This window comes from Roseovarius sp. (assembly GCF_018066915.1).
Taxonomy (GTDB): domain Bacteria; phylum Pseudomonadota; class Alphaproteobacteria; order Rhodobacterales; family Rhodobacteraceae; genus Roseovarius.
On record NZ_JAGPVV010000301.1, the window covers coordinates 1 to 11,694 of the forward strand.

12 protein-coding genes and 1 pseudogene are annotated in these 11,694 nt (G+C 65.0%); 6 read left to right on the top strand and 7 right to left on the bottom strand.

Annotated elements, in window-relative coordinates:
- The 5 genes from KBT70_RS16730 to KBT70_RS16750 form a co-directional block, all read right to left on the bottom strand.
- The coding region (locus tag KBT70_RS16730) for a HesA/MoeB/ThiF family protein (RefSeq protein ID WP_296636728.1) at positions 1-1,025 on the bottom strand (1,025 nt) is incomplete at its 3' end.
- Positions 1,025-1,480: a dUTP diphosphatase gene (gene dut / locus KBT70_RS16735; RefSeq protein WP_296636732.1), complete on the bottom strand. Its 456-nt coding sequence runs from the start codon at positions 1,478-1,480 to the stop codon at positions 1,025-1,027. The genes KBT70_RS16730 and dut, both read right to left, overlap by 1 nt.
- A gap of 36 nt (positions 1,481-1,516) precedes the next feature.
- Positions 1,517-2,710, bottom strand: a complete 1,194-nt coding sequence (gene coaBC, locus KBT70_RS16740) for a bifunctional phosphopantothenoylcysteine decarboxylase/phosphopantothenate--cysteine ligase CoaBC (RefSeq protein ID WP_296636736.1) — start codon at positions 2,708-2,710, stop codon at positions 1,517-1,519.
- Between the two features lie 67 nt (positions 2,711-2,777).
- Entirely contained in the window at positions 2,778-3,548 is a 771-nt protein-coding gene (locus KBT70_RS16745; protein ID WP_296636739.1) for a ChaN family lipoprotein, read from the bottom strand.
- A complete protein-coding gene (locus tag KBT70_RS16750) occupies positions 3,545-4,378 on the bottom strand; it encodes an RNA polymerase factor sigma-32 (protein WP_296636771.1) in 834 nt (277 codons plus the stop codon). Before KBT70_RS16750 ends, KBT70_RS16745 begins: the two co-directional genes overlap by 4 nt.
- Before the next feature lie 141 nt (positions 4,379-4,519).
- On the opposite strand from KBT70_RS16750, the gene cobU reads away from it, so the two are divergent.
- Genes cobU through KBT70_RS16765 form a run of 3 tightly spaced genes read left to right on the top strand, consistent with a single transcriptional unit; the run spans position 4,520 to position 6,559 of the window.
- Complete coding sequence (cobU, locus tag KBT70_RS16755) at positions 4,520-5,053, top strand: bifunctional adenosylcobinamide kinase/adenosylcobinamide-phosphate guanylyltransferase (protein ID WP_296636744.1); 534 nt, start codon at positions 4,520-4,522, stop codon at positions 5,051-5,053.
- Entirely contained in the window at positions 5,050-5,622 is a 573-nt protein-coding gene (locus KBT70_RS16760) for a histidine phosphatase family protein (RefSeq protein WP_296636748.1), read from the top strand. The genes cobU and KBT70_RS16760 overlap by 4 nt, the downstream gene beginning before the upstream one ends.
- 58 nt (positions 5,623-5,680) lie before the next feature.
- Positions 5,681-6,559 carry a glutathione S-transferase gene (locus KBT70_RS16765; protein ID WP_296636750.1) on the top strand — a complete coding sequence of 293 codons (879 nt, stop codon included), beginning with the start codon at positions 5,681-5,683 and terminating at the stop codon, positions 6,557-6,559.
- 2 nt (positions 6,560-6,561) lie between these two features.
- Here the strand turns inward: KBT70_RS16765 and KBT70_RS16770 are convergent, their stop codons facing one another.
- Positions 6,562-7,563 (bottom strand): DUF2125 domain-containing protein, encoded by a 1,002-nt coding sequence (locus KBT70_RS16770; RefSeq protein WP_296636753.1) that lies wholly within the window; start codon positions 7,561-7,563, stop codon positions 6,562-6,564.
- Between the two features lie 72 nt (positions 7,564-7,635).
- Here KBT70_RS16770 and KBT70_RS16775 point away from each other — a divergent pair, with 72 nt between their 5' ends.
- The 3 genes from KBT70_RS16775 to KBT70_RS16785 all read left to right on the top strand — a co-directional run bounded on the left by KBT70_RS16775 (position 7,636) and on the right by KBT70_RS16785 (position 11,214).
- On the top strand, positions 7,636-8,160 hold the full coding sequence (locus KBT70_RS16775; protein WP_296636757.1) for a gamma-glutamylcyclotransferase: 525 nt from the start codon (positions 7,636-7,638) through the stop codon (positions 8,158-8,160).
- Between the two features lie 67 nt (positions 8,161-8,227).
- Positions 8,228-9,463, top strand: a complete 1,236-nt coding sequence (locus tag KBT70_RS16780) for a biopolymer transporter ExbB (RefSeq protein ID WP_296636761.1) — start codon at positions 8,228-8,230, stop codon at positions 9,461-9,463.
- A gap of 2 nt (positions 9,464-9,465) precedes the next feature.
- A complete protein-coding gene (locus KBT70_RS16785; protein WP_296636766.1) occupies positions 9,466-11,214 on the top strand; it encodes a peptidoglycan -binding protein in 1,749 nt (582 codons plus the stop codon).
- A 6-nt stretch (positions 11,215-11,220) separates the two neighbouring features.
- Here KBT70_RS16785 and KBT70_RS16790 read toward each other — a convergent pair.
- Positions 11,221-11,694: pseudogene (locus KBT70_RS16790) on the bottom strand (M23 family peptidase); the annotation flags it as partial.

Below are 11,694 nucleotides of genomic sequence, written 5' to 3' on the forward strand. Positions count from 1 at the left end.
ATAGGGCAATCTGCGCGGGGGCTCAGCCCGATCTTGCGGCTTTCGCCATAGAGCGCGTCATAGATCAGCATCTCGCCGCGCAGGGGCTGTCCCGCGCCGGTGATGAGTTTCACGGCCTCCGCCGCCATCATCGCACCGACCACGCCGGGTAGGGGGCCCAAAACGCCCGCCTCGGAGCAAGAGGGCGCCAGACCGGGCGCCGGGGCCTGCGGGAATACGCATTGATAGCAGGGAGCGCCATGAGCCGGATCAAACACGCTCACCTGCCCCTCCCATTGCGATAAAGCGCCTGAAATCAGAGGCTTGCCTTGCGCCGCAGCGGTCGCATTGGCCAAATACCGCGTGTCGAAATTGTCGGTGCCGTCAAGGATCAGGTCATAGTCGGTAAAAAGGTCGCTTGCGATTTCGGGCGTCAGGCGGCGCTGATAGGGGCGCACGATCACATGCGGATTCTGCGCCTGCATCGCCGCCTTTGCCGATTGCACCTTGGGCAGGCCGATGTCGGCATCGCGGTGGATCACCTGCCGTTGCAGATTGGAATTATCCACCATGTCATCGTCGATCACCCCGATGGTGCCCACCCCCGCCGCCGCCAGATAGAGCAGCGCCGGAGAGCCAAGACCGCCCGCGCCAATGACCAACACACGGGCTTGTTTGAGCGCCTTTTGCCCCGGCCCGCCGATTTCCCGGAGCACGATATGGCGCGCGTAACGCCCGAGTTCTGTCTCTGAAAACAAGGGCTTGTACGTGTCAGTTGGTGTTTCGGCCCGCACCGAGCGCGCCCGCAGGCGGCGCAATCCGGCGCGGTAGATCAGCACGATCACCGCCGCGCCGCCGACCATCAGCCAGAGCGCGGGGCTCTCGCCCGTGGCCATGCGGAGCGGATGGCCCTGCGGCAGCACCAGATGTGTCAGCACCACCGCCGCCCAAAGGCCCGCAATCATCCCCCACCGCAGCCGCCGGGGCGTGCCCAAGGCCGCGCCAATGCCCCAGAGCACCGCCGCCATGACCCCTACCAGCAGCATCAGCCGATCCCCGTCGAGCCGAAGCCGCCCGCCCCGCGCGCGGTCTCGTCCAGTGTCTCGACCAGAGCGAACTGGGCCTGCGCAACTGGCGCCACCACCATCTGAGCGATCCGCATTCCATGCGTGATTTCAAAGGCTTCCTGCCCGGCGTTCATCAGGATCACGCCCAAGGGCCCGCGATAATCGCTGTCGATGGTGCCGGGGCTATTGGGGAGCGTGATCCCGTGTTTCAGGGCAAGGCCAGAGCGCGGGCGCAACTGCACCTCATATCCCACCGGCACCGCCAACCGAAGCCCCGTAGGCACCAGCACCCGCGCACCCGGTGCCAACGTGACCATCCCGCGATCCGGGAAATTCGCGCGCAGATCGGCCCCTGCCGCGCCTGCGGTTTCATAGGCCGGCAGACCAAGGGCGCGGTCCGCCCCTTCCTCCCATTGAAACGCGACGGTTAGCATGCGCCCCTCTTGATCCTGTTGAAAATACGCATGATTTCAGCTCAACGCCGTGGCGATCCGGGCCGCCAGTTGCGCGGCCACCTGATCCTTGCCCGTGCGCGGCCAGTCTTCGGCCCCGTCTGCGGTGATCAGCGTCACCGCATTCTCAGTGCCGCCCATGATCCCGGTGGCCGGGCGCACATCATTGGCAACGATCCAGTCACAACCTTTGCGCGTGCGCTTGGAGGTGGCGTTCGCGATCACGTCATCGGTTTCGGCGGCAAAGCCCACGACCAGTCTTGGTCTGCCGGTTGTCCTCTGGCTGAGCGTAGCCAGAATGTCGGGGTTTTCGGCAAACTCCAAAACCGGCAGACCGCCTTTGGTTTTCTTGATCTTGCGGTCGCTCGCACTGGCCACCCGCCAATCCGCCACGGCGGCGGCGCAGATTGCCGCATCGACCGGCAAGGCGCTTTCGACCGCCTCCAGCATTTCATGGGCGGTCTCGACGCGGATCACCGTCACCCCGTCGGGTGGAGGCACAGTGGCGGGGCCGGTGACAAAGATCACATGCGCCCCGAGGGCTGCAAGCGCGCGGGCAATCGCCGTGCCCTGTGCCCCTGACGAGCGGTTGGCGATATAGCGCACCGGGTCGATGGGTTCATGGGTGGGTCCAGAGGTCACGAGCACGCGGCGTCCACGCAGGGGGCCATCGCCAAGCGCGGCTTCGATGGCGCTCAGGATTTCCGGCACCTCGGCCATGCGGCCCGGACCATGCTCACCGCAGGCCATATCGCCCGCATTTGGGCCGACAAAGGTGATGCCATCCCCCTTGAGCGTGGCGATATTGCGCTGCGTGGCAGGATGCTGCCACATCCGCACATTCATCGCAGGTGCGATCAGCACAGGCGTATCGGTGGCCAAGAGAACTGTGGATGCAAGGTCATCCGCCCGGCCTGTCGCCATCTTGGCCATGAGATCAGCGGTCGCTGGGGCCACCACGATCAGATCGGCAGAGCGGCTGAGTTGGATATGGCCCATCTCCGCCTCGTCGGTGAGGTCGAAAAGGTCCGAGAACACCTTGTGCCCAGCCAAGGCCGAGACCGAGAGCGGGGTGACAAATTCCGCCCCGGCCCGCGTCAGCACTGGTGTCACCGACGCCCCGCGTTCGCGCAAACGCCGGATGAGATCGAGCGTCTTGTAGGCTGCGATGCCGCCGCCGATGATCAGAAGAATGCGTTTCGCGCTGAGCATGGCCGCTCCTTGTGACTTGCGCCCTGACACTAGGGCCGGGGCCGGGGCCGCGCAAGGGTGCGCCAGATCACTTGAACGCCGCGCAGGGATCGGGGCGCGCGACCGCAGGCGCGCTTGTGACGACGTCAAACCCGCCATCAAGCGGGCGCGCGTCCTCGGTCTGGCCCAGAACCCAAATGTCGAGGTCCGGCGCGACCATGGTCAGATAGGCGGGCACGCCCCAATCGCGGCGGGCGTGGCCATTGCCGGTGATCACCGCCACCGGCCCGCCGGTTGCCTCGAGCGCCTCTATTGTTGCGCGGGCCAAGACCGCGTCACGCAGGCGTTGAATTGCGACCATGCCGGGCAGCATTTCTGGGGGTAGGGCGTTGCAATGCGCCTCTTTCTGGAGGGTTTCACGGGCGGTTTGCTCTTCGGGCGGCAGATCACGGTCAAGCCCGTAGCGCGAAGCCTCTTCCCCGAACGAGGCGGCAGGCCCATCGGAGAGCGCCGCACGGGCGGTCTCACGGGGCACCTGCGCGCCATAAATCGCGGCATCTGGCGCTGCTGCAAAGATCGGATAATACATCGAAAAATCTGGCCAGCCACTCTCGGCCCAGCCTAACGCCGCCTCGAGTGCATCCTTATCGCCGCGCACATCCGGGGTTGCGCGCGCGGCTTGCTCAGCGGTCAGCATTTCAAAGACGACGGCCTTCGGCTGCGCTTGGGCCACGCGCGCCGCCTGTTCGGCATGATGCGCGGGATTGTCATGCACCTCGCCCAAAATCATCACGTCCTGTGCGAGCGCAGGTGAGGTCAAGCCAAAGCTCATCCAGAGGGCAAGGGCGCGCATGATCATGCGAGCAGGTTTTGCACCTCGCCGCCGTGCTTTTCAAGATGCTTGCGCATTTTCTGGAATGCCGCAGCTTCGAGTTGGCGCACCCGCTCCTTGCTCAGGTTCAATTCCTCGCCAAGGCTCTCCAAGGTGCGCGGATCATCCCGCAGCTTGCGTTCGCGCACGATGAACCGCTCGCGATCATTGAGCCGGGACAGCGCCTCTGCCAGCCATGTGCGCAGAGCGTGCATATCGTGGTCACGTTCCACGATCTCGTCGCCGCGCGCGCCATCATCCTCGAGCGTGTCGATCCACTGGCGGCCTTCATCCTCAGAAGATTGCGTGGCGTTCAACGAGAAATCAGAGCCCGAAAGACGCCCCTCCATCATCTCGACGTCGCGCAACGGAACGCCCACCTCATGGGCGATCATTTCGCGCAATTGATAGCCGTCAAGCTGCTCGCCATTGGCAAGCGCCTCGCGCTCCAGCCGTGCCTGAACGCGGCGCATGTTGAAAAACAAGGACTTTTGCGACGAGGTGGAGCCGGTTCGCACCATCGACCAGTTGCGCATCACATAGTCTTGGATGCTGGCCTTGATCCACCACACGGCGTAGGTCGAAAAGCGCACGCCGCGATCCGGATCGAATTTATCGGCCGCTTTCATAAGGCCAAGCCCCGCCTCTTGAATGAGGTCGTTCATCGGCGCGCCATAGCGGCGGAATTTCGATGCCATCGAAATCGCTAGCCGCATATAGGCGTTGATCAGGCGATGCAGCGCCTCTTCGTCGCGCTGATCGCGCCACGCGTAGGCGAGCGCCAGTTCGGTTTCGGCATCCAGCATCTCGGCCTTCATGGCGGTGCGGGACATGGACCTTTGCTGTGGTGCGTCGAGTGGCATCGGATTTCCCCCTATCGGCGGCGTGACTTCGTTGCGCCCTTTTTCCTCTTGTCGCAAAGTGCTACGCAGCGCGGGCGTGACCGGATCAAAAAAGGAGTGCGCGTGTCCAACCTTCCACGACTGAGCCTTGTTCTGGGTGGCGCTGCCTCGGGCAAATCCGGGTTCGCCGAGGCGCTTGTCACCGACACGGCGCGTGCGCGGGTCTATCTGGCGACGGCGCAGGCCTTTGACGACGAGATGCGCGCCAAGCTGGAACGTCATCGCGTGATGCGCGGCCCAGACTGGCGCACTGTTGAGGCGCCGCTCGATCTTGCCCCGGCGCTGGAACAGGCGGGGTCGGATGAGGTCGTGTTGCTCGACTGTATCACAATGTGGCTCAGCAATCACCTGTTAGGGGACCATGATCTCGACAGGGCGCAATCGGCGTTGATGGCCGCGCTCGATACCTGCGCCGCGCCGGTGGTGATGGTCTCGAACGAGGTGGGGCTGTCGGTGGTGCCCGACAACGCGCTCGCCCGCCGGTTCCGGGACGCGCAGGGCCGGATCAATCAGGCCCTGGCGGCACGCTCGGATCTGGTCGTGCATGTCATCGCGGGCCTGCCCCAGGTGCTCAAGGGCACGCTGCCGTGAGCCGATTTTTCTGGGTTCGCCATGGGCCTACGCATGCCAAATCCATGGTGGGCTGGTCGGATATCCCGGCGGACCTGAGCGATGTGGCGCGGCTGGCGCGGGTGGCATCGCATCTGCCCGGCGATGCCTTGGTGATTTCCTCTGACCTCAGCCGCGCGCGTGCCACGGCTGATGCCATCGCAGGTGCGCGAGACCGCCTTGCCGATGATCCCGACCTGCGCGAAATCCACTTTGGCACATGGGAGTTGCAGGCCTTTGATACGGTGCCCGATCAGCCCCTCTTGCGCGCCTTTTGGGAGCAGCCGGGCGATATCCGCGCCCCCGGCGGTGAAAGCTGGCACGAGGTGTCCGCCCGCGTCTCGCGCGCTGCGGAGCGACTGCGCGCCGCCCATCCGGGGCGCGATATCGTGGCTGTGACACATATGGGGGCGATCCTGACACAGGTCCAGGCCGCCCTCGGGGTTACAGCCTATGAGGCCTTTGCGCATCGGATCGACAACCTCTCGGTGACGGAATTGCACTGGAGCGGCGCAGGTTGGCAGGCGCGGGCGATCAATCACCATCCGTGATGCAGGGGCGCACAAAATTGCGCTAGGCGCGGGCCGGGGCCAGCGATAGCATTCCCCCATGACCTATGATCTCATCCTTGGCGATTACGCCTATTCGTCCTGGTCCCTGCGCGGATGGCTCTTGCTCGCGCGCTTTGGCTTGCCATATCGCGTTCGCCTGCTCGATTTCGACGCCGAGGCGAGCGTGGCGCAGCAATTGGCCGATCTTGCCCCGGCGCGCACCGTGCCGGTGCTGGTCACGCCCGAGGGGGTCGCAGTCTCTGACAGCCTTGCCATGGCCGAGGAATTGGCCAGCCGCCATCCCGAGGCTGGCATATGGCCCACTGATCCGCGTGCCCGCGCCACGGCGCGCACGCTTGCGGCGGAAATGCACGCAGGCTTTGGGGCCCTGCGCGGCGATTGCCCGATGAACCTGCGCACGGCCTATGTGGGTGTCACACCCGCGCAGGCGGTGCTGAATGATCTCGCCCGGATCGAGACCCTGTGGCAGCACGCCCGTGCCACCTGCGCGCCCAATGGCCCATGGCTCTGTGGGGATTACAGCGTTGCGGATGCGTTTTTTGCCCCGGTGGCCGCGCGGATTGCGGGCTATGGCCTGCCGGTGTCCGAGGCGGCGCGCGCCTATGTCGCGGCCCATCTGGGCGATCCGGCGTTCCGTCGTTGGCGCGCCATGGGGCTGGTGCGCGGGGCGACGCTTGCCCGCTATGCCAAGCCCTATGCCACCGCACCTTGGCCCGGCCCGGAGCCGCGCCCGGCGCGCGCAGTGGCTGAGGGCACGCCCGAAAATACGGCCTGTCCCTATTCCGGCGATCCCGTGACCGACCTGATGGAAAGCGAGGGGCGGATTTTTGGCTTTTGCAACCCGTTCTGCCGCGACAAGACCGTGGCCGACCCTGACGCATGGCCAGCCTTTGTCGCGCTGCGCGACGGGGCCTGAACCTATCTCAGCCGCAGTATCGGTGCCGGGCCAATCGGGATCGGACCCAGCAGGATGCGCCCGTTGCGAAACGTCAGCGGCACATCGAGAGTTTCAGGATTGCCCGACATCTGCGCCATGAGGGAAAGCCCGCTTTCCAGCGTTCCCAGCATACTTTCGGGCACAGCACCGGTTTCTGCCGCGATTTGAAGCATGTCGCGCCAATTGCGCGCCTTGAGCGTGATTTCGCCCTCCGGCCAGCCTTCGGGTGTCACCGTGACCGCGCCTGCGGCTTGAAGATGCAATTGCCCCCACTTTGCATCCGCCAGCTTTACCTTGATCTCTGTTGGTTGTGGGCGCGCGTCCTCGATGGCGCTTCGGTCCCAGATCCGGTCAAATCGCACGGTCAGATCGGCATGGAGCCCGGAAATTTGCCGGGGCAGGCGCCCTTGCGGATCAAGCCGCGCCTGCCAAGGGGCGGCGAGCGTCAGCCCCTCTGCGGAGAGGCCCAGACGATACTCAGCCTCTTGCTGCCGTTCCGCGGCCAGCGTGAGACTAGTTAGGGCGGTCGGCTCGTCTGGCCGCGCCTCGGGCGTGATTTGCAGGAATTCCGCCGTCAGTGTGGCGCGTTCCGGGGCCAGCCGCGTATCGGGCGTGATGCGCAGGCTGGCGCGCATGTCGCGGCTCTCGACGCGGAATTTCTCTTGCGGCGTGGCAATCAACTGCTGATCTGGCCAGACCGCGATGACATGGTTGGGCTGATAGCTGAGGGCGAGGATCTGAAAGAACTCTGCCTCCCAGGCGAGACCTGTCGCAGGATCGGCCAGCACAAGATCGGAAAATCCGGTATCAAATCGGTTGGGAAAGCCCTGCACCGTGATGTCCGAAGTTTCGGCCACCCACCCTTCGGCGCGCCGCGCCTCGAACCATGCCGCAAACCCACGGCTCAACCCGTTTTGCCCAACGAACCAGTAACCAGACCAGCCCGATGCGACGATCAAGATCGCGGCAAGCAGAAATCTCATGGTGCGCGCCCCTTTCATGCCTCGTGAGAGCTGTTTATAGGGGGCGGTGCGTGAGGAACAGGGGCAAAGGCAATGTGGGTATTCGGCTACGGGTCGCTGGTGTGGAATCCGGGCTTTGACGCGGTAGAGCGGGTGATTGCCCGGCTCCCCGACTATCACCGCAGCTTTTGCATGCGCAGTATCCACCATCGCGGCACGGATGAGGTGCCCGGTCTGGTTCTGGCGCTTGATGCCAGCCCCGGTGCACTCTGTCAGGGGGTGGCACTACGGGCTGACCCTGCGCAGGCCGAAGAGGTGCTGGCCTATCTGCGCGAGCGCGAGCTGATTTCCTCGGCCTATCTGGAGCGGATGCTGGAGATTGATCTGGCTGATGGGCGCCGGGTCGAGGCCGTGACCTATGTGATCGACCCTGATCACGTGCAATATTGCGGCGGTCTCGATCTCGAGGAACAGGCGTCGATCATCGCCCGCGCCGTCGGCGGGCGTGGGCCAAACACCGAATATCTCTACAACACCGCCGACCACCTGCAACAGTTGGGCATCCACGACAAAGAGCTTGACTGGCTGGTTCGGCGGGTGCGCCATATCTGTGGATAAATCCTTGGCTTGGGCGTCCAAGCCGCGTAGGGTTGGCCCAAGAAATCCAAGTGTCGGGAGCGTCCAGATGGACCAGCCGGACCGTGAGGTCGAGCCGCAGTTTTCATATCCTTACCGCCAGATCTTTTTGATGCTGGTGGTCATCGGGCTGACCGCGCTCGGGGCCTTTGTGGCGCTGCCTCGGGTGCTGCCGGTGTTCGAGGCCAATCTCTGGCTCAACGGGTTCATTTTCTTTGTCTTCGTGCTCGGGGTGATCGCAACCTTCTGGCAGGTGCTGCAATTGATCGGGTCGGCCCGCTGGATCGACGGGTTTGCCGCACAACTGCCAGGCCACGAGATGACGCAACCGCCCTCGATGCTGGCGCCGCTGGCGACCTTGCTGCGCTCGCGCGGCAAGCGGATGCAGATTGCGTCAACCTCGGCGCGCTCGATCCTCGACTCGGTCGCGCAACGCATCGACGAGGCGCGCGAGATCACCCGCTATATCGTCAGTCTGCTGATCTTTCTCGGGCTGTTGGGCACGTTTTACGGTCTGGCCACCACGGTGCCCGCAGTCGTTGATACGATCCGGAGCCTTGCCCCACGCGAGGGCGAAGAGAGTATCGCCGTTTTCAACCGCCTGATGACCGGGCTTGAGGCACAGTTGGGCGGCATGGGCGTGGCGTTTTCCTCGTCGCTTCTGGGGCTTGCCGGATCGCTGGTGGTGGGCCTGCTCGAGCTGTTTGCGGGCCACGGGCAAAACCGGTTCTACCGCGAGCTTGAAGAGTGGATGTCCACGATCACGCGGGTCGGGTTCGCCAGCGGCGATGGCGAGGGTGGCGACGGCGGCGAGAGCGGCGCCGTGGCGCACCTGCTCGATCATATGGCCGAGCAGATGGACGCGCTCCAATCAATGCTCAGCCAATCGGACATGAGCCGCGCGATGGTCGATCAGAAACTCGGGGTTCTGGCGGATTCCATCGAGCGGCTGACCCACAGGATGAGCGATCAAAACCCTGTGCAACTGGCGCTCTTGCGTTTGGCCGAGGGGCAGGAGCGGTTGATCGCCACGCTGGAGGCCCGCGAAACCACGCCGCACGAGGGGATTGATGCCGAAAGCCGGATGCGCCTGCGCTCGATCGACGTGCAGATGCTGCGTATTCTCGAGGAAATCAGCGCCGGTCGGCAAGAGACCATGACCGAGTTGCGCACCGATCTGGCGGCCCTCACGCGGGTTCTGGGACAGGTCCGCCCTGCCGCCGCCCCGCGTGCCGTGCGCCCAGTGGTGCCGCGCCCCGATGCGGATCAGGACGAGGAGGGCTGACCATGGCCCTCTCGCGGCGCAGCGGCGCGCGGTTTCAGGCCTCGATCTGGCCGGGCTTTGTCGATGCGATGACCGGCCTCTTGCTGGTGCTGATGTTCGTGCTCACTATCTTCATGATGGTGCAATTCGTGCTGCGCGAGGAAATCAGCGGACAGGCAACCAAGCTTGACGCGCTGTCGGCGGAGGTGGCGGCGCTGTCCCTGGCGCTCGGGCTTGAACAGGACCGCAGCGCGGGGCTCGAGGATCGGGTCGGCACCCTGACTGCAACGCTGGATGACGCCCGCACCCGCGAGGCCGAGCAGGCCGAGGCGCTTCGGGTTGCTCAGGGGCGGATTGCCAGTTTCGAGGAGCAGGTCGCAGGCCTCTTGGCCGAGCGCGAGACCGCGCAGGGGCGCATCGCCGATCTCGAAACGGCGCGTGCCGAATTGCTCAGTGAACAGGAACAGTTGCAACTTGCCCTTGCAGGACTGCGGGATGAGGTGGACGCACAGGCAGAAGCCGCGCGCCTGGCCGCCGCCCGGCGTGAGGCGCTCGAGGCGCTCGCGGCGGATCTGCGGCAGCGCAATACCGAGGCCGCCGAAGCCCAGGCGGCCCTTGCGCAGCAATTGAGCGCAGAGGAACAGGCGCGCCTGACCGAGGCTGCCGCCGCTGAGGCTCTGCGCGCACGGCTGGCGGATGCGGATGCCGAGCTGACTGCGATGACCCTGGCGCTCGAAGAGCAGCGCAAGCGCGCGGAAGAAACGCTGACCCTCTTGGCGGCGGCTGAAACGGCGCGTGCGGATTTGAACAGCCAATTGGCGCAGGCGCTCTTGGATGCCGAGCAGGGTGCCGCCGCACAAGAGGCGGATATTGCCCGGTTGCGCGGCGAGTTGGCCGAAACGCGCGATGTGGCAGCGCAAAGCGCGCAAGAGGCGCAGGCTGTGCGGGATCAGTTGGTGGCGGCCCTTGCCGCGCAGCGTGCCGCCGAACTGGAAATGACCGAGGCCGAAGAGCGCGCCGCGCTTTTGTCCGAGGCGCGTTCGCGGCTGGCAGAAGAGGCGGCGCAAGCCTCCGAGGCGCAAAAGCAGCAAGCCTTGCTCAACCAGCAGGTGGCCGCCCTCCGACAGCAGCTTTCGGGCCTACAGGCGCTCTTGGACGAGTCGAAGGCGCGTGAGGCCGAGGCAGAGGTGCAGTTGCAATCGCTTGGCAATGAGCTCAACACCGCCCTTGCCCGTGTCGCCGCCGAAGAGCGGCGGCGGCGGATCGCAGAGGAAGAGCGCGCACGATTGCTGGAGGCAGAGAAAGAGGATCTGGAAAAATACCGCTCGGAATTCTTTGGCCGCCTGCGTGATGTGTTGGGCCAGCAGCAGGGCGTGCAGATCGTTGGCGACCGGTTCGTGTTCTCGTCCGAGGTGCTCTTTGCCCCCGGCGAGGCGGAATTGTCACCGGCGGGCGAGGGTGAGATTGCCAAGGTCGCGGGCATCCTCCGCAATGTGATCGGAGATATTCCCGAGGGGATCGACTGGGTGCTGCAGGTCGATGGGCATACGGATAACGTGCCGATCATCGAGGGCGCGCGGTTTGCCGACAACTGGGCGCTGAGCCAGGCGCGCGCGCTCTCGGTTGTGCGCTATCTCACCGGGGTGCTTGGGTTCCCGGCAGAGCGGCTCTCGGCCAATGGCTATGGTGAGTTTCAGCCGGTCAATCCGGAGGATACGCCCGCCGCACGGGCACAGAACCGGCGGATCGAGTTGAAGTTGACGACGCGGTAACAGCGTTCAGGGCGCGACGGTGATATCGGCGTGTCGCACCGCAAGGATGGTCTCGCCGCGCGTCAGGCGCACATAGCCGCGATAATCGCCTGATGGCCACCCGCCCTCCGGTGCCTTGCGGCCAAAGGCGCGAAAAAGCTGCGCTTGCGGCGCGTCTAGCGAAATTTCGTGGCTGAAAACCTCGCCCCCCGGCCCTTGGGCCGTCAGGGTCAGGCGGTCGCCCGGTTGAGCGTAAAAGACATGCCCATAGAGGACGAGTGGCTGACCCGGCTGCGCGGTGCTGGCACGGGCGGCACCAGAGCGGACTGCGTCAAACTCGGGCACGGCGGTGGAAAATCCCGCCGTAAAGAGCCCTGCGGGGTCATAGGGCAGGGCGGTTTGCCACAGGCTCTGATCGAGGGGCGCGCCGCAGGTATCGCCCGCCTCGGGGCTGAAGGGATCTACAATCTGACCGTCCCGCAAAACACCCAAGTGGACATG